We start from the raw sequence: 19,969 nt of genomic DNA on the forward strand, positions 1-19,969 counted from the left end.
ACCAGACCATAACCATCATTTATCAACCAAATTTAAAATTATTACCTATGAATCCGTTGGCTATCATTTTTGATTGTGGAGCTACCAATGTTCGGGTAGTGGCTATTGATGCACAGGGTAAGATAGAAGCCCAGCAGTCCTACCCGAATCAGACGGATATAGATCCTAATTTCCCAGAAGGACGCATTTGGAACCTTGATGTAATTTGGAATAAACTTGTAAGAGCTTGTAAAGCAGTAACAAGCCAGATAGACCCTCAACGCATTGTTGGTATAACCACTACAACATTTGGTGTAGATGGCACTTTCGTTGATGCACAAGGTAACTTGTTGTACCCTGTCATTTCGTGGCAATGTTCAAGAACTGTTCCCGTTTTAGAAAATATAGATAAATATTTGTCTAAGAGTGAATTATATTCTGAGTCAGGAGTTTATCCTTATAACTTCAATACAATAAACAAGCTAATTTGGTTCAAAGAAAATCACCCTGAAATTATCAATAAAGCTGAAACCTTTCTGTTTATGCCTTCTCTTCTGAATATGAAATTAACAGGATTGAAGTGCAATGACAATACGATGATTGGAACTTCGATGTTAGCCAACCAAAGCAGCCAAAATTTATCTAAAAAAATATTCGAAAAACTACAATTATCACCAGATATTTTTGGAAGAATAGGCAATTCAGGAGATGTTGCTGGAAAAGTAATTGCTTCAGCTTCACAACAAACAGGTCTTCCCGAAGATGTGCCTGTTTATCTCGCTGGTCACGATACTCAATTTGCTATCATTGGTTCAGGAGCGGACGTCAATCAGCCTGTGTTAAGTTCAGGAACTTGGGAAATTTTGATGACCCGAAGTGAAAAAATTACAACCTCTTCTCAAGAAATGGATTTAGGAATTACAACCGAATTTGATGCCGAAAAAGGAAAATACAACATTGGTGTAAACTATGTTGCTTCAGGAATTCTTGAGTGGATAAAAAACAATTTCTACGGAAATTTGTCTGGTTCAGAATGTTACGAAGCAATGATTCGTGAAGCGGAGCAAATCCCGCAAGGAGCTGAAGGTGTGCGTCTGAATCCTAATTTTTATGCTACACAAGGTGTTTCGAGAGGAAGTATCGAAGGGCTTACACTTAATACAACCAGGGGTCATATATATCGTGCAGGATTAGAAGCTTTGGCTAACAAACTCAAAGAAGCTCTTGTTTCGATTGAGAAAGCAGGTAAATTCAAAGCTGAATCTATCATTTGTGTAGGAGGAGGTTCCAAAAATGCATTGTGGAACCAAATTCGTGCTGATGTTTGTGGCATTCCTATAAAAGTTATCGAACAGAAAGAAACAACTGTACTTGGTGCTTCGTTTTATGTTTTTACATCTGCAGGTGTTTTTAGCTCAATAAAAGAAGCTCAGAAAATTGTAAAACAAAGCAGTATTTTCTATCCTAAAACAAAAATTACATCAATTAAAAGTTAAGAATATGAAGGAAAGATTAATAGGGCGTTTGCCTAAAATAGGTATCCGACCCGTAATTGATGGGCGTGAACGAGGCGTTCGTGAGTCGCTCGAAGTACAAACAATGAAAATGGCACAAGCTGCTGCCAAACTTATCGAAGAGAATTTACGTTTCCCGAATGGACAAAAAGTGGAATGCGTTATTGCTGATACAACTATTGGTGGTGTTGCCGAAGCTGCAATGTGTGCCGATAAATTTCAACGTGAGGGAGTGGGCGTATCGCTAACTGTAACTCCTTGTTGGTGTTACGGAACGGAGGTTATGGATACTGACCCGCTTGTCCCGAAAGCTGTTTGGGGTTTCAATGGAACGGAACGTCCTGGAGCTGTGTATCTTGCTGCGGCTTTGGCAGGTTATTCACAAAAAGGATTACCAGCTTTTGGTATTTATGGCCACGAAGTACAAGATGCTAACGATACTTCTATTCCAAAAGATGTTCAGGAGAAAATCCTTCGCTTTGCTAAAGCTGGGATTGCGGTCGCTTATATGAAAGGAAAATCTTATCTATCACTTGGTTATTCTTCAATGGGAATTGCAGGTTCAATGGTAGATATTCATTTTCTGCAAGATTACTTTGGTATACGTACTGAGTTTGTTGATATGATAGAAATTCTACGCAGGATAGATGAAGGTATTTTCGACCAAGAGGAATATAAAAAAGCAATGGAATGGACGAAAAAACATTGCAAAGAAGGTATTGACATCAACAAACCTCATAATAAAATAGACGATAAACGTAAAGAATACGAATGGGAAATGGTTGTAAAAATGACTATTATCATTCGAGATATGATGGTAGGAAATCCTAAACTTAAAGAAATGGGTTTTGGAGAAGAGTCACACGGACGAAATGCCATCGTTTCAGGCTTCCAAGGACAACGTCAATGGACGGACTACTTACCAAATGGCGATTTTGCTGAAGCTATTTTGAATTCTTCTTTTGATTGGAACGGCATCCGTCAGGCTTTTGTAGTGGCCACAGAGAACGACTGCCTCAACGGAATTTCAATGCTTTTCGGACATTTACTAACGGGAACAGCCCAAATATTCTCAGATGTTCGTACTTATTGGAGTCCTGAGTCGGTAGAGCGTGTTACAGGTAAAAAACTGACTGGCAGAGCAAAAGATGGGATTATTCATTTAATCAACTCAGGTTCTACGACCCTTGATGCTACGGGACGAATGCTAAACGATAAAGGAGAGCACGTTATGAAGCCTTACTGGGAAGTAACTGAAAAAGATGTTCAAGCGTGTTTAGAAAATACACTCTGGCCACAGGCTGACCACGAGTATTTCCGTGGAGGAGGCTATTCTTCACAGTTTAAAACTGTTGGGGAAATGCCAGTAACAATGTGCCGACTCAATTTGATAAAGGGTATTGGACCTGTGTTACAGATAGCTGAAGGTTGGACGGTGGATATCCCTGATGAAATCCACAAAGTATTAGACGAACGTACTAATCAAACGTGGCCTACTACTTGGTTTGTTCCGCGTTTGGATCCAACTAAGGATAATTTCAAAGATGTGTACTCAGTGATGGCTTATTGGGGAGCGAATCACGGAGCAATTTGTTATGGTCATATAGGAGCCGATTTAATTACATTAGCGTCAATGCTTCGTATTCCAATTCAGATGCACAACATTGCTGATAAGGATGTTTTCCGTCCGTCAGCGTGGAGTGGCTTTGGTATGGACAAAGAAGGTTCCGATTATCGTGCCTGTCAAACTTATGGGGCTCTGTATAAATAGCCTAAAAATTAGTAATCATTTTTTAAAACAATCAAATATGTTTAAACAATTATGTGTAATATTTGTGCTGTTGGCATTGCCATTATCAGCACAAGTTAAAGTAACTGGAAAGGTTACCGATGAGAGTAATAATCCATTGCCAGGTGCTAGTGTCTTGGTAAAGGGGACTACGCACGGAGTTAGTTCCGATTTTGACGGAAACTATGCAATTGAAGCCAAACAAGGTGATGTGTTGGAAATTTCTTTTATCGGGTTTCAGACCCAAACCAAAAAAGTAACAGGTAGTGGTAAACAAACTATTAACGTAATATTAAAGGAAGATGCACAACAACTTAGCGATGTGGTAGTTGTTGGATATGGTACTCAGAAGAAAGAGAATTTAACTGGTGCTGTAGCAACTGTTGATTCAAAAGTACTTGCAGATAGACCTATTACAAAATTATCAGAAGGATTACAGGGTGCTGTTGGAAACTTGAATGTAACAACTGGAACTGGAGGTGGAGAACCTAACTCAAGTAAAAACTTGAATATTCGCGGTTTTACAGGATTGGGAAGAAGTGATGGACCTCTTATTGTAATTGATGGAGTACAAGGCGGAGACCTTAACGCTGTAAACCCTAATGATGTTGAAAGTATTTCAGTAGTGAAAGATGCCGCAGCGGCAGCCGTATATGGTTCTTCTGCACCTAATGGAGTGATTATCATAAAAACGAAACAGGGACGTAAAGGAGCAAAAACAACTTTTTCTTACTCTAATAATTTTGGATATGCTCAGCCTATTGGAGTTCCTAAAATGCCAAATTCTCTTGATTTTGCAAATTTTTATAACGAAACAGCTGCTAACGCTGGGCGTTCTCCTTTGTTTGCAAATGAAGTCATTGATAGAATTAAAGCTTATCAAGCAGGAACTTTTCTTGATGAAACTGTAAAACAGCCAGGAGAAAATAAATGGAGCGAATGGATGGGAGCCAATGCTAACAACGATTGGTTTAAAATTTTACTAAAAGACATTTCTCTTTCATCTCAGCATACTATGAGTGTTAATGGAGGTACAGAATCAACGACTTATTATGTGGGATTAGGGATTAACAAAAAAGATGGTCTTTTCCGTTATGGGCAAGATACTTTTACACGTTATAATTTGAGAGCAAATGTGACTACTGAAGCAACAAAATGGTTGACTTTTGGTGTACGTCTAGCATATGCACGGGAAGATTTTGATAGGCCTAATAGAGGAGGTGGTTTAACAGGAGATAATTGGTTTCACCAAATACCAAGAAAATTCCCTACAGTGCCACTTTTTTTGCCTAATGGTGAATATTCTCAACATAGTAACATTCCATATATGGAGAATAGCCGTTTCAAAGAAATTTGGGATAAACCTTCATTAACAGGAGAAATAATTTTTAAGCCTTTCAAAGGTTTCTCTACAACTGTTAATTATACTTACTCAGGGTCTTTTGGAAATAACTACAATCATTGGGCTACGATTTACGAAACACTCCCTGACGGACAAAAAAGAGCTATGGAACACACTAGTGTTAACTCAATTGAACGTTATTTTGAGAGAAGAGAGGATCATACTTTCAATGCTTTTACCAATTATGATTTTCGTTTGAACAAACACGATTTTAAATTGTTGGCAGGTTTTGTAGGTGAACGTTCATCTTTTTTATCTATGTCAGCTTCGAATAATAACTTGTATTCAGATACTTTCCCTTCATTAAGTCTTACTTCGGGAGCTTCTCCTTCTATTTCAGACACTATTCGTCACTTGGTTAGTGCAGGGTTTTTTGGCCGTATAAATTATAGTTACGATGATCGTTATCTAATTGAGGTTGTCGGACGTTACGATGGTGCTTCTAAATTTTTAGCGGATAGTCGTTGGCGATTCTACCCTGGTTTTTCTGCTGGTTGGAATGTTCATAGGGAAAGTTTTTGGCCAGAAAATGATGTGGTTACATCGTTAAAACTTAGAGGTTCTTATGGAAGTTTAGGAGATCAATCTTTATCTATATATGAAAATGACTGGTATAAGAGAACTTATCCTTTTTTTCCTAACTTAGGAACAACTTCAACAGCCAAAAGTAATTATATTTTTGAGAAAGGACGTGAAGCTTATATAACATTGCCAGGATTGGTTGATCCAACTCTTACTTGGGTTACAACTAACACTATTGATTTTGGTTTTGATGCTTCTTTCTTCAAGAATCGTTTGTCGTTAGAATTTGACTGGTATCGCAAAAATGTGAAAGATTATATTGGACCTGCCGCCTTATTACCTAATACTCTTGGAACTGGGGTGCCACAAACCAATAGTGTTGGATTCCGTACTGATGGTTGGGAAGTAACTTTGAATTGGAGAGATCAAATTGGGGATAATTTTACGTATGGAGCGAAATTCATACTAAGTGATTACCAGGGAGTTGTTACAGAGTATCCTAATGAAAAGAAATTTATTAATAATTGGTATGTAGGAAAAAAAATGGGAGAAATATGGGGATATGAGACGGATCGTTATTTTAAAGATGATGCTGATATTGCTTCGTCGCCTGATCAAAGCAAATTGTACAAAAATTGGAGTGCAGGAGATATTAAATATAAAGACCTCAATGGTGATGGAGTAATTGACTGGGGAAATGAAACTCTTGACAATCCTGGGGATAAAAAGATTATAGGAAATGATACACCTCGTTATAATTATAGTCTTTTGCTCGATGGTAAATACAAAAATTTTGATTTTAGTATTTTCTTACAAGGTGTTGGAAAACGCGACGCTTGGGTAGGAAGTAACTATTTTTGGGGTATTACAGGTAGTGAATGGCAAAGTTCTCCTTTTACAATCCACCTAGAAGATCGTTGGACGCCAGAAACCCCTGACGGATATTTTCCTAAGTTTTATATGAATGGAGATATGATGAATAAAAACAATCGACAGCAAACAAAGTACTTGCAAGATGCCAGCTATTTGCGTATCAAAAACTTACAGGTAGGATATTCATTACCTAGTGATATTATTGAAAAACTAAAAATGAGTAGATTCAGATTATTTGTAGGTGTGGATAATTTGTATACTTTCTCTCCTATGAAAAAACATTCTGTGTTAGATCCAGAGTTATCCATCAGAGATGCTAAGATTTATCCTTTACAACGTACCTATTCTATAGGGCTTAATCTGGAATTTTAACAATTTAAAATATTCGAAATGAAAAACATATTTAAAATAGTAGCTTTAGGTGCTTTAGTGCCTTTTACTGCCTGTCAGTTAGATGAAACTCCTAAAGATCATATAAGAGATGAGGATTTTTGGAAATCCACCAATCAAGTACGTTTATACGCTAATAATTTCTATAATAACTATCTTCCGGGTGATATTAGGGCATACCATACCTTTGGACCTTATGGAAAAGATGCTGATGAGGGTAGTGATAATATGATTAAGGTTGATTATGACAGAAATAACCTTAATGGGGAAAGACAAATTCCTGCAAGTGATAATAATAATTGGAATTGGGCAAGTATTCGAAATGTTAATTACTTCTTAGGTAATTATCACAAAGTACCTGCTAAATTTGATGAATATAAAAAATATGTTGGTGAAGCATATTTCTTTAAATCACTACTTTATTTTTCTTTGTTGAAAAAATATGGTGATTTGCCTTGGTATGAAAAAGCATTGACACTTGATGACAAAGAAGAGCTTTACAAAGAAAGAGAATCTCGTTATGAGATCGCACATAAAATGATTGCTGATTTAGATAAGGCTATTGAATATCTCCCAGCCAAAACAGCAGGAGAATCTTTTCGTGTCAATAAAGAAATTGCACAACTTTTAAAAGCTCGTATAGCGTTGTATGAGGGTACTTGGGAAAAATACCACGCAGGAACACCTTTTGGTGTTGTAGGAAAAGATGGTTCTGACTTCTTGAAATTGGCAGCTGATGCAGCTGATGCAGTTATTAACTCTGGAGCGTACTCATTGGACAATGAAGGTGTAGAGAATGGCTACTGGTCATTATTTAACCAAACAGACTATTCCACAAGTAGAGAAATTATGCTTTGGAGAAAGTACAGCCCCTCTGATGGACTTTATACATTTTGGGCAAGATACTCTCGACTTGGGCTTGGAAAAGGGTTTACTAAGAGTTTGATAGATACTTACCTTTGTACTGATGGGAAACCTATTACAAGCAGTTCTCTTTATAAAGGAGATGCTACATTGGTAGATGTTGTGACGAACAGAGACCCTCGTTTGAATCAAACTATGCAAGTAAATGATGGTAAACATTTTATTACTCATAATTCAACTCCTCCTAATGCATTCAAGTATCCCGCATTTTACGGACCTAACGAGGATAAATGTGTGACAGGTTACCAGTTGTATAAAGGACATAATACAGACCAGACCCAACAAGAAATTGGCAAGGGCTCTGCGGGATATATCTATTTCCGTTATGCTGAAGCTCTTTTAATTAGTGCAGAAGCCAAAGCAGAGCTAGGAACAATCACTCAGATGGATATAGATAATACAATCAATAAATTGAGAAAAAGAGTTGGGATGCCAAGTCTAAACATTAATGCTATTGAAAAAGACCCCAATTGGCAGTTCCCAGCACTTTCTCCTATCATTAATGAAGTTCGAAGAGAACGTAGGGTAGAGTTAGCAATTGAAGGGTATCGTCACGATGATATTTGGCGTTGGGCAGCAGCTGATGAGCTTATTGTTGGATGGAAACCTAAAGGAGCTAAGAAAGCACAATTTGCACCATTTATTGATAAGGAGTTTACGCAAGACATTTATAACGCTTTACTACAAGATAGTAATGGCTACATAGACCCTTATCAAAAGACACTACCTTCTGGTTATCAATTTAAAGTTGAAAGGGATTACTTGTTGCCAATTCCAATAGATCAAATAACTTTAAATCCTAAATTAAAACAAAATCCAGGCTGGTAATTCATAATTAGAGAGCATATCTATGAATTGATAAAAAGAGACCAACTTTAAGTTGGTCTCTTTTTGTGTTAAATATTTTTTGGTATTAAAAAATATTTTTGTTAATTTTTTTTATAAAATAAAATTTTAATAAATTTGTAGAGTAAAAACTTGTTTTTTAAATGTGAAGTGTTTTCTAATACTTTCGATTTGTAATTATATCGAAACTTTTAAATTAAATCAAAATATGTTGAAACAATTACTTGCAATACTTGTGTTGATGTTATTGGCATTGCCACTATCAGCACAAGTAAAAGTAACTGGAAAGGTTACTGATGAAAACAATAGTCCTTTACCTGGTGCCAGTATCTTGGTAAAAGGGACTACACGAGGAGTTAGTTCCGATTTTGATGGGAACTATGCAATTGAGGCCAAACAGGGCGATGTGTTGGAATTTAGTTTTGTGGGATTTCAAACACAAACTAAAAAAATAGGACAGGGAGAAAAAATTACACTTAATGTAGTGTTAAAAGAAGATGCACAACAACTTGGGGACGTAGTAGTAGTGGGGTTTGGAGTTCAGAAAAAAGAAAATCTAACAGGAGCTGTGGCTACCATTTCTGCAAAGGAATTAAGCAAACGCCCTGTGACCAACCCTCAAACTATGCTACAAGGACAGGTTCCTGGATTGCGTGTTGTACAAGGTACAGGACAACCTGGAGCTGAAAATGTTCAAATTAGGGTGCGGGGACAAGGAACTTACAGTTCTGCAGGTTCAGATCCTTTGGTGCTTATTGATGGAGTGCCAGGTTCACTGAGTTCTCTAAATCCTAATGATATTGAAAATATTTCTGTATTGAAAGATGCTGCTTCTGCGGCTATTTATGGTTCACGAGCTGCTAATGGAGTTGTCTTAGTTACAACAAAATCAGGTTCTGATGGAGCTTTTAAGGTGGAATATGTTAATAATTTTGCTTTGCATACACCAACAAAGATGCTGGATATTGTTACTAATTCTGCTGAGTATATGCGTCTTTTTAACGAAGCAAAAAGAAATTCAGGGATTGCCTCACCAAAGGATACCTATACAGAAGAGATGATTAGAGCTTATGAAAGTGCTACCGATCGTGAGAAATATCCTAATTTTGATTGGTTAGATTATATGTTTAATCCTGCTTTCGTGCAAACGCATAATTTATCACTTAATGGCGGAGTGAAAGGTACCATTTATAATTTAGGTTTGGGGTATGTAGATCAACCTGGAACTATGAAAGGCTTTGATTTTGAGAAAGTAAATTTTCGTCTGAATTTGAAATCAGATATTAAACCTTGGTTTACAATTGGGGCAAACGTAGGTTTAGAGAGAGGCCTACGAGAACAACCTCGTCAAAACCAAGACGACGCTTTTCTTTCAACCTTAGCACAAGCACCTACCTATGCACCTTTTTTATCTGATGGGCGTTACGTGAGTAGTGCATATGATTTCGAATCTAGAAACAAAAATATGGCAGCAATTGTTGAAAATGATGTGTTGAAGAAGAATAAAAAGTATGATGTTAGTTCACAACTTTGGGCAGATATTAAGTTGTTAAAAAACTTAAATTGGTACACCAAAATAGCGGTTAACTATACGCAACAAGGGGAAAAAGATTGGCGACCTGATGTGGTTCAGTACAATTTTCATACAGGTGAAAGAACAGGACTCCTTGATGTGGGAGGACAGGGATTGCAGGTTACTGAAACGAGGAACTTCTATGCTAATTTTTTCTCTTACTTGAAGTATGCTACTACATTAGGAGAAAGTCATAATGTAAATTTACAGGTTGGTTATAGTCAGGAGGAAAACACATATAATTTTTTGAGAGGCTATCGTCAGTATTATCCCTCAATGATTTTACAAGAACTTGATGCAGGTACAGCAGCGGTACAAACTAATAAAGGTACATCTACTCAGTGGGCTTTACAATCGGTATTTGGGCGTTTTAACTACGATTATAAAGGACGTTATCTGTTGGAAGGAAATGTTCGTTATGATGGAACTTCACGTATTGCTAAGGATAACCGATGGGGAGTATTCCCTTCTTTCTCTGTAGGTTGGAGGGTTACTGAGGAAGAGTTTATTAAAAATGCAAACATAGGTTGGCTAAATAATTTGAAGTTTCGAGCATCATATGGTATGTTGGGTAACCAGAATATTTTTTTCACAGATGGAGGAATTGATTTTCCTTACGGTTATCAAGATTTGTTAGGATTTGAAGGAGCATATCCATTTGATAATCTAACTTTAAGTCCTGGTGTTGCTCAAACTGCTCTTGCGAATAATTCTATCAAATGGGAATCAACTTCAGTTACTGATTTTGGAGTTGATTTAACCTTGTTTAAAGGTTTATCTGTAACATATGATTATTATCGTAAACACACATACGATATTTTACGCAGAGCGCAGGTTACCAATGTTTTGGGGAAATCTGCTCCATATATAAATGATGGTGATATGATTAATTATGGGCACGAAGTTTCTGTTCAGTATAACGGTGCTATCAATGGAGGAAAACTAGATGGGTTTATGTATGGGTTAGGGTTTTATGTAGATATATCCCGAAATAGACTTACAAATTTTGGAACACGTGAAATTGATAGTTATGTTATTCGAGAGAATGATTTGCCTTATAATTCATATTACGTACTTGAAAAAATTGGAGTGTTTCAAAATCAGAAGGAAATTGAAAATTCTCCAAAACAGTTTAGTGATGCAGTCGTTCCGGGTGATTTTAAATATCGTGATGTGAATGGAGATGGCGTAGTAAATAATGATGATCGTATTGTAGTAAACGGACGTTTTCCAGATTTTGAATATTCCTTTAATGCCAATGCCTCGTGGTTTGGTTTTGACTTTTCCTTGTTATTTCAGGGAGTCCAAGGACGGAAAATTTATGCCAATGGTTGGGGATATGATCCTTTCAGGCAGGGAACACCTCCTACTCGTGATTTTGCCGATAATCGTTGGACGAAAGAAGGTTCCACTAATGAGTATCCTCGTTTGACCTTCGATTTTTCTAACAATTCACAAAATAGACGTCCTAGTACGTGGTATTTGCACGATGCGTCTTACTTGCGTTTGAAAAACTTAACATTTGGATACTCATTTCCAACTTATGTTACTGAAAAATGTGGGATAAGTAAGTTAAGAGTGTATTTTTCTGGAGACAATCTTTTCACTATAACTAATTATAAAGGGCTTGATCCAGAACGCTTACAAGATGGACGATTTGCACAGTATCCTCAAAACAGGATAGTGTCAATGGGACTTAATATTGAACTTTAAAATATGAAATGATGAAAAAGATAACTATATTAATGACGACAATATTCGTGTTGTTGGCTTGTGATCGTGATTTTTTGGAACTTAATCCAAATGATAGACCTTTTTCCAGCACCTTTTGGAAGACAAAGGCAGACTACACCTTGGCTTTAACTGCTTGTTATGGAGCGATGCAAGATACTTATTTCTCATCTCGACTTCCTATTTGGGATAATTTAACCGATAATGGTTTTGACCAACACACCTTTGGAGGCTCCTCCGATATTAAGCAGGGTAATATTTCTTCAACAAATCACGGATTTATAGCTGAGGTTTATAAAAGGTCTTTTGAGTACGTAGCACGTGCTAATGATTTCATAGAGAAATTACAGGCTTTTGAAGGGCTAAGTGCAGAAGAAAAAAAAGTTAGCGAAGCAGAGGCTCGTATGATTCGAGCACACTTTTATAGTTACCTTTATCGTTGTTATGGAGATGTTCCCATCATCGATAAACCTCTCACACTCGAAACACAATATCAACCTAAAAAGTCTGCAGAAGATGTGTATCAATTTATAATGAAAGATTTGGATTTTGCAATAGAAAACTTATCTTCTGGGACTTATCTTAGTGCTAAAGGACTATGGACACAAGATGCTGCTAAAGCTTATAAAGCTCGTATGATTCTGTATACTGCTTACGATGAACAAGGGAATGCCGTCTCTTCAAAAATGTTAGAAGCACAAACTTTACTCAATAGTATTTCAGGATACGAATTAGCTCCAAATTTTGAAGATAATTTTCTCAATGCTAATCAGGAAAAATGCTCTGAAATTATGATGTCAGTGAAGTTTTTAGCACCTAATAATTACACTCAAGCTGATGTTTGGTATGGCAATTGGGTAAATGTAGCTCCGTTGGCTAATTTTATCAATGAGTTTGAAATGGTTGACGGCTCTCAAGGAGTTCCAGTAGAGTACACAGGTAAAGGTATTGTTAATACGACAGTTTTCAACAAACAGGCTATGGCAAAACGAGACTCCAGATTAGCGAAAACTATCTTTATTGAGAAATATTCTGTTAATGGAGTTGAGTACAAATCAGGTAATCCTTCTCATACAAATATAGGTTTAGCAAAATTTTTAGACCCAACAGCACAAGTGCCTTATGATTATGGAACACAAAGTCAACAAGACTGGATAATTATGCGTTATGCAGATGTAATGCTAATGAAAGCTGAGGTAGAAAATGAACTTGGCAATGTGTCTATTGCTAAGGATTATGTTGATAAGATACGTGTGCGTTCTTCAATGCCTATACTTCCGAGTGGATTATCGCAAAGTGATATGCGTACTCGCATCCGTCACGAACGCCGTGTTGAATTAGCTTTTGAAGGGCTACATTATTTTGACTTGAAACGTTGGAGAGTTGCTAAAACCACTCTTAATGCAGTCAAAGATGGAATGTTGGACTACAAATTTGAAGATAAAAATTATCTTTGGCCACTTCCTCAATCAGAAATAGATAGAAATAAGGGGATATTGGTTCAAAATCCTAACTATGAAAAGTAAATAATTAAGCCTCCCTAAGGAGGCTTAATTATTTATAAAACACTTATTAGTAGTCGTAAATGTTTCGTTTCTTTCTTTTTATTCTGAATAAAAGATTAGATGTAATAAAAATTAAGAATTATTATTACTATTTTTCACTGATTGAATTTCTATTTATTTTGCTAGTTTCTTTTGAAAATATCTTTAAAAAGCATAACTTTACGCCATACAAATCAAAACCAACCATATGAAACCAAAAATAGTAGAAAAAAAGTACATTATTCCTTTTGTACTTATAACCAGTTTGTTCGCTCTTTGGGGCTTTGCTAATGATATTACCAACCCTATGGTAGCTGCATTTCAGACTGTGATGGAAATTCCTGTGAGTAAAGCCGCCTTAGTCCAGTTTGCTTTTTATGGAGGTTACGGAACTATGGCAATCCCTGCTGCAATTTTTGCACAGAAATATAACTACAAGAAAGGAATTTTATTGGGATTGCTGTTGTATTCCGTTGGGGCTTTATTGTTTTATCCAGCTGCACAAAGGCAAGAATTTTCTTTCTTCCTAATTTCACTTTATATCTTAACTTTTGGATTAGCTTTTCTGGAAACTACGGCAAATCCTTTCATTCTTTCAATGGGAAGTGAAGTTACTGCAACTCGTAGGCTGAATCTGGCACAAGCTTTCAATCCAATGGGTTCGCTTTTAGGAATGTTTGTTGCTTCGAACTTTGTCCTTTCTAATTTAGAATCAGATAAACGTGATGGTGCTGGAAATCTGATATTTCAAACTTTGCCCGAGGCAGAAAAGATATCAATCCGAACTCACGATTTGGGAATCGTTAGCCAACCTTACATTCTTCTCGGTTTTTTTGTTTTACTGATGTTGATTGTGATCTCTCTTGTTAAAATGCCTGAAACACAACAAAAAACTACTGAAAAAATAGATTTTTTAGGAAGCCTTAAAAGATTGTCTGTAAATAAGATATATCGTGAAGGAGTTATAGCTCAAGTTTTTTATGTAGCTGCTCAGATTATGTGCTGGACGTTTATTATTCAGTATGCTGAGAATATCGGTTTGGATAAAGCTACTGCTCAGAGATACAATATTTTAGCAATGGCTATTTTTCTTTCTTCACGATTTGTAAGTACTTTTTTGATGAAATACGTAAAGGCATCACTTATGCTCACGATTTTCGCCATTGGTGGATTTGTTTCTATTTTAGGAGTCATTTTTATCGAAGGAATGTTAGGTTTATATTGCTTGATTCTCACATCAGGTTTTATGTCATTGATGTTTCCTACAATTTATGGCTTAGCACTCGAAAATACAGGAAAAGATACAGGATTGGGAGCAGCAGGATTAGTTATGGCTATTGTGGGTGGTGCATTGATGCCTCCTTTACAAGGAAGTATTATTGATTTGCAAAAAGTTGGCAATCTTGCAGCTGTTAATGTTTCTTTTGTACTTCCGTTATTATGTTTCTTAATTATAGGTATTTATGGATTTCGAGTGCACAATAGCAAAAAATTAGGCTCATAATACTTTTAATTGTTTTTTATTGTAATAAATCTCTATGGAAGAAAATTCTATAGAGATTTTTTGTTTTCTGAAAAAAATTATAATTTTTCTAATGTTCTCTTGCATAACTAATTGTGTAAATCTAAAAATAATTTGTCTTTTGGGCTAAAATCATTATTTTTGCCTTCTATTCATCAAAAGAAAGAAAATTTATGGTTCGTTTACAAATTGTTTTGGGATTTATTTTTACACTTATAACTTCTTCTTTATATTCTCAAGTAACTATTAATCAGGAAAATAATATTTCTGAGTTAATGGAATTGAAAAAAGAAGTAGCAAAAAACGAGAGTGCTTATCAAATACAAATTTATAACGGAAATATTGCAGGAGCTAACGAAGCTTTGACAAAGGTTAAGGAACAACTCAAACAATATCCTTCTCAGTTAATTTTTGAAACTCCGAACTACAAAATCCGAGTTGGAAGTTTCAGAACTCGGCTTGAAGCTGAAAAACATTTGATTGAAGTAAAAAAAGTATATCCAGCAGCTTTTGTAATGGCTCCTAAAAAATAATTTTTTCAGAAAAGTGAGGGGTTTTGGTATGTTTAAGAAAAATTCGCTTCGGTTGCGTATCTTTCTGAGTATGACTTTCTTGGTGTTGATCGCTTTTGCTACTATTGCAGTGGTGATGATTCTTCAATACCAAAAACAAGCTGTGGAATATCACGATGAGCGATTGATAGACAAGGAAAGCCAAATCAAAACCCAAATTCAGTATGTTCTTTCACAAACTACATATCCAGTTGAAACATCGTATATTCCTTTGATTTTCAGGGAGTCAATATATAATATTGCTAATATTTTAAACGTAAACTTTGATTTATATGATTTTAATGGAAATCTCCTAAAAAGTTCACGAGCCGTAATTGGTAATAAAAAGGATACTTTGAAAATCTCAAAGGAAATTTTACAACAACTTTCAACAAATATTGATAAACGTTTTTCTGAGCATAAAGAGCTGGAAGGCAGGGGGTACCAGACTTCGTATGGCTACGTAAATGACTTGCAGTTTAAACCAATTGCCGTTTTAAATATTCCTTATTTTGAAAACGATACGTTCAATGAAAGAGCTTTGGAAGGGTCTTTGTACAATCTTTCAATGGTGTATTTTTCATTGTTGGTTTTAGCACTGATTTTGGCGTATTTTATCTCATCTTATATAACTAAGTCCTTGAAAACCATTGAAAATAGGCTTGAAAGAACTCGTCTTTTGGAACGGAATGAAAAAATTATACTTAAATCGCCAAGTACTGAAATAGGTCAGTTAGTAGGAGCTTATAATAGTATGATTGACGAAATTGAGAATAGTAAAGTGTTGTTAGCCAAGTCCGAAAGAGAACAAGCCTGGAGAGAAATGGCTAAACAAGTGGCTCACGAAATAAAAAACCCACTTACCCCAATGCGGCTTTCTGTACAAAGTTTTCAACGAAAGTTTGGAAAGCAGCCTGAAAATAACGAGGAAGTAAATGAATTTTGTGAATCGATGATTCAACAGATTGATATTCTGAGTAATATATCAACAGCTTTTTCTGCTTTGACCAATATGCCTGATAAAAATGATGAATACTTTAATGTCGTTCCGATAGTTAAAAGAACGTTGGATATTTTTGATTCTAAGCATATTACATTTACCTGCCCAGAAAAGGAAATTGTGGTTTTGTTTGATAAAGACCAAATGGGGCGTGTTGTAACTAATTTAGTGAAAAATGCCTTACAAGCAACTGAAGGTCAGGTTGATAGAAATATTATTGTTTCTTTGGAACAATCAGATGATTTTGTTGAACTATCTGTAAGTGACAATGGTATAGGTATTTCCTCAGAAAATATGGATAAGATTTTTGAGCCAAAATTTACTACTAAATCTACAGGAAGTGGTTTGGGACTTGCGATGGTAAAAAGTATTGTTTCATCTTACAACGGAACAATCTCTCTAACTTCTGAAGAAGGTAAGGGGAGCACATTTGTCGTTCGGCTAAAAAGTGAGAAACAGCAGTAAACCATTGTTTGCTAATTCTATTTATTGCATTGATTTTCTGTAAGATTTCCACCATCTTTCAGGTATAATTCCTTGAGTTGCTTCAATATATTCCTTTTGATTGCAAGGCATTAAGCCTAAAGGTAAATGATTTTGATGTCCTGAAAATTTGTCGCTTCCTGGTTTCATCCACCAACGACCTGTGGAGTTGCTTTTAAAAAATTCGATTTGGACATCGTCAATCGGAACGATATACTTTGTATAGTTGTCATCATTAACAATAGGTAATTCTTTGATTCTGAAATTATATCCTTCATAGAAATACCAAATCATTTCAGCTACTAATTCCGAAGCTAATTCCGTTTGTGGGATATTAAAAATTCCGTAAACTTGTACATTATTGCTGATACCTGCATAACGAGAAATAGTACAAATTTCTCGATTCGAAAATCCATTCACGTAGCCCGTTTCGCTATTTACATCACGAGCTTGAACGCTTGTCATATCTACACTTACAAGGTCTGCATCACGCACCGCTGGTTCGATTGAAGGTAAGTCATTGACCACATTTCCTAATCGGTAGGCATCGAAGCACATTTTGTCGAGCAAATCTAACTCTTCTTGTGCTACATAATAAGATTGATATCCTAAGTTGGTGAAGTCGAATAAGTTATTGGGGCTTTCTGTCAGGATTTTACTAAAATAAGAGTTTTCTGAAAATAGCTCTTCCTCATCATTAAAGTCGAATTTTGCATCAACGCTTACCAAATTTACCATTTGTTCTAACTCATCAAAACTTCGGTACAAGGCGTATGTTAAATGCTGTTCGCCACCAACCACGATTAAAGTAATTCCTTTTTTTGCAAGATAGCTGACCATTTCTCTGATAGCAAAGTAAGTGTCCTTTACCGAAGGACTTTCTATCAAATTTCCTAAATCTGCTATCGTGAAATTCCAATTTCCTACATAAAGGGAATATAATTTCTTCCGAAAATTGGTCATTTTTTGAGCTGAATTTTCAATACAGATAAATGCAATTTTAACTCCTTCCAAATCAGGTAATCCGTCTTCCAAAATATGTTTTTTAATTTGAAAACCAATTTGTTGTTGTTTGTATTCTTGCGAAGTGATTGAATTTGAAATAGGTTGTAAATAAAATAAAGGCATTTTGTGTATTAAAAATTAGTTATCAACTATATATCAATGAAATCTTACAATTGTGGATAAAAGTATCAAAAATATGATTTACCTTCAGCCACACCTGAGCTACAAAGTTACATTTTATTTTCAATTCGTTATAAATATCATAAAAAAATAAATACTTTTGCTTCTGTAGAATTTAAATCAATCACTGATGAAACCTATTGAAGAAATCCGAAAAGATTTTCCTATATTGGAACGAAAAATAAATGGTAAACCTCTGATATATTTTGATAATGCAGCTACATCACAAACGCCTGTTCAAGTGATAAATAGTATCGTACATTACTATTCTTTTTTGAATGCTAATATTCATCGAGGTGTACACACGCTCAGCCAAGAAGCTACAGATGCTTATGAGAAGGCTCGTGTGAAGTTGCAACGTCATTTTAATGCGAAAAAGTCATCTGAAATTATTTTTACTTCTGGAACTACAGAAGCTATTAATCTGGTAGCCAATGGATATGCCTCAATTTTAACTGAGGGAGATGAAATTATCATTTCTGCATCAGAGCACCATAGTAATATAGTTCCTTGGCAATTTGCCTGTGAGCGAAGTGGTGCAATTTTGAAAGTCATTCCAATGGATAAAAAGGGAATTTTGGACCTCAATGCATTTGATAAATTGTTAACCAATCGAACAAAATTAGTATGTGTACAGCACGTTTCCAATGCGTTAGGTAACATACACCCTATTGAAATTATCATTGAAAAGGCTCACGAAAAAGGAGCTGTGGTATTGGTAGATGGTGCTCAATCCTCTCCACACATTCAACCTGATGTTCAGGCTCTTGATGTTGATTTTTACGCTGTATCTGCTCATAAAATGTATGGTCCGACAGGTGTGGGAATACTTTATGGCAAAGAAGAATTATTAAATAAACTTCCTCCGTACCAAGGTGGGGGAGAAATGATTAAAGAAGTTCGGTTTGAAGCTTCTACTTATGCCGATTTACCACATAAATTTGAAGCGGGAACTCCCAATATTTGTGGAGGAATCGCCTTTGGAAGTGCAATAGATTATATTCACGAGCTTGGAATTGAAAATATAGCAAATTATGAGCACAAGTTGTTAGAGTATGCTACCCAAAAGCTCAAAACTATTGATGGAATTGAAATTTACGGAGATGATAATCTGGCTAAACGAACAGCTGTTATTTCATTCAATTTGAAAGGAATACATCCATATGATGTAGGTACTATATTGGATAAGTTAGGAATTGCTGTCAGAACAGGACATCATTGTGCTCAACCCATAATGCAGTTTTATGGCATTTCGGGGACTATTCGGGTAAGTTTCGCGGTTTATAATACCTTTAAGGAAATAGATTTTCTCATCGAAAGTCTCAAAAAAGCACAAATGATGTTACAATAATGCGAAAAATATAAATCAAATTCAGAAAATGAAAAACGTACTTTTTTTTATTTTCCTTTCTGTGTTATTTTTTTCTTGTAGAAATAATAATGAAAGTCGTTCTGCTAAAATGGAAATAGATACAGTTAAAGTAGAAAATATATATAAGGCTGATAATGTACTTATTACAGAAAATGAAGATAACGAGTTTGATATTTCTAAAAGAGAAGAAAAAATATCACCTCATACCGACTTTGTGAATATCAAGCGTTTATCAGATGATTTTATTTTGGATATCAAGTATGCTACTGAAGATAACTTTTTGAAACAAGCGGTATATGATTGTCCTGAATGTTATTTGCGTAAAGCTACAGCAAAGGCTTTGTTAGCTGCTAATGAGGAGTTTAAAAAATTGGGTTTTCGTATTAAATTATTTGATTGTTATCGTCCTCTTTCAGTACAGAAAAAAATGTGGGCAATTTTGCCAGGAACGCATTACGTAGCAAATCCTGCCAAAGGTTCAAAACACAATCGAGGAGCTGCAGTGGATTTAACTCTGGTTGATATGAATGAAAAAGAGCTTGATATGGGAACTCCTTTTGATTTTTTTGAAAAGGAAGCACATCATACTTACACAAATTTGCCTGAAGAAGTGTTGAAAAATCGAAAACTTTTGAAAGAAATTTTGCATAAACACAATTTTAAGTCGATTTACTCCGAATGGTGGCATTATGAATTTCGTCCTGAAATTAATTCAAAAGTAGAAGATTTTGTATGGGAATGCGAATAAAATCTTTTCCTAATAAAAAAT

12 protein-coding genes are annotated in these 19,969 nt (G+C 35.5%); 11 read left to right on the forward strand and 1 reads right to left on the reverse strand.

From position 1 onward, the window contains the following. Nucleotides 1–47: 47 nt before the first annotated feature. The 9 genes from fucK to CGC48_RS07925 all read left to right on the forward strand — a co-directional run bounded on the left by fucK (nt 48) and on the right by CGC48_RS07925 (nt 16,625). The gene (gene fucK / locus CGC48_RS07885) at nt 48–1,475 is read left to right on the forward strand and encodes an L-fuculokinase (RefSeq protein ID WP_098029149.1); all 1,428 of its coding nucleotides are present in this window, start codon (nt 48–50) and stop codon (nt 1,473–1,475) included. Between the two features lie 4 nt (nt 1,476–1,479). Further along, nucleotides 1,480–3,264, forward strand: coding sequence for an L-fucose isomerase (locus tag CGC48_RS07890; protein ID WP_098029150.1), 1,785 nt, complete (start codon nt 1,480–1,482; stop codon nt 3,262–3,264). Nucleotides 3,265–3,301: 37 nt separating this feature from the next. Beyond that, nucleotides 3,302–6,451 (forward strand): SusC/RagA family TonB-linked outer membrane protein, encoded by a 3,150-nt coding sequence (locus CGC48_RS07895; RefSeq protein WP_157909891.1) that lies wholly within the window; start codon nt 3,302–3,304, stop codon nt 6,449–6,451. An 18-nt stretch (nt 6,452–6,469) separates the two neighbouring features. Further along, nucleotides 6,470–8,221: a RagB/SusD family nutrient uptake outer membrane protein gene (locus CGC48_RS07900; RefSeq protein WP_098029152.1), complete on the forward strand. Its 1,752-nt coding sequence runs from the start codon at nt 6,470–6,472 to the stop codon at nt 8,219–8,221. A 226-nt stretch (nt 8,222–8,447) separates the two neighbouring features. Further along, entirely contained in the window at nt 8,448–11,525 is a 3,078-nt protein-coding gene (locus CGC48_RS07905; protein WP_232780477.1) for a SusC/RagA family TonB-linked outer membrane protein, read from the forward strand. A 32-nt stretch (nt 11,526–11,557) separates the two neighbouring features. Beyond that, nucleotides 11,558–13,069, forward strand: coding sequence for a RagB/SusD family nutrient uptake outer membrane protein (locus tag CGC48_RS07910; protein ID WP_232780479.1), 1,512 nt, complete (start codon nt 11,558–11,560; stop codon nt 13,067–13,069). A gap of 226 nt (nt 13,070–13,295) precedes the next feature. Next, nucleotides 13,296–14,591 carry an L-fucose:H+ symporter permease gene (gene fucP / locus CGC48_RS07915; RefSeq protein ID WP_098029154.1) on the forward strand — a complete coding sequence of 432 codons (1,296 nt, stop codon included), beginning with the start codon at nt 13,296–13,298 and terminating at the stop codon, nt 14,589–14,591. Between the two features lie 191 nt (nt 14,592–14,782). After that, complete coding sequence (locus tag CGC48_RS07920; RefSeq protein WP_098029155.1) at nt 14,783–15,142, forward strand: SPOR domain-containing protein; 360 nt, start codon at nt 14,783–14,785, stop codon at nt 15,140–15,142. A gap of 28 nt (nt 15,143–15,170) precedes the next feature. Beyond that, the gene (locus CGC48_RS07925) at nt 15,171–16,625 is read left to right on the forward strand and encodes a sensor histidine kinase (RefSeq protein ID WP_098029156.1); all 1,455 of its coding nucleotides are present in this window, start codon (nt 15,171–15,173) and stop codon (nt 16,623–16,625) included. A gap of 21 nt (nt 16,626–16,646) precedes the next feature. Here CGC48_RS07925 and CGC48_RS07930 read toward each other — a convergent pair whose 3' ends face one another. Next, a complete protein-coding gene (locus tag CGC48_RS07930) occupies nt 16,647–17,771 on the reverse strand; it encodes a formimidoylglutamase (RefSeq protein WP_098029157.1) in 1,125 nt (374 codons plus the stop codon). A 187-nt stretch (nt 17,772–17,958) separates the two neighbouring features. Between CGC48_RS07930 and CGC48_RS07935 the strand changes: the two genes are divergently transcribed. Continuing rightward, nucleotides 17,959–19,179: an aminotransferase class V-fold PLP-dependent enzyme gene (locus CGC48_RS07935; RefSeq protein WP_098029158.1), complete on the forward strand. Its 1,221-nt coding sequence runs from the start codon at nt 17,959–17,961 to the stop codon at nt 19,177–19,179. A 28-nt stretch (nt 19,180–19,207) separates the two neighbouring features. Then, nucleotides 19,208–19,948, forward strand: coding sequence for a M15 family metallopeptidase (locus tag CGC48_RS07940; protein ID WP_232780481.1), 741 nt, complete (start codon nt 19,208–19,210; stop codon nt 19,946–19,948). The last annotated feature ends 21 nt before the right edge of the window (nt 19,949–19,969 follow it).

It is taken from the genome of Capnocytophaga cynodegmi, from assembly GCF_002302475.1.
In the GTDB taxonomy this organism is placed as follows: domain Bacteria; phylum Bacteroidota; class Bacteroidia; order Flavobacteriales; family Flavobacteriaceae; genus Capnocytophaga; species Capnocytophaga cynodegmi.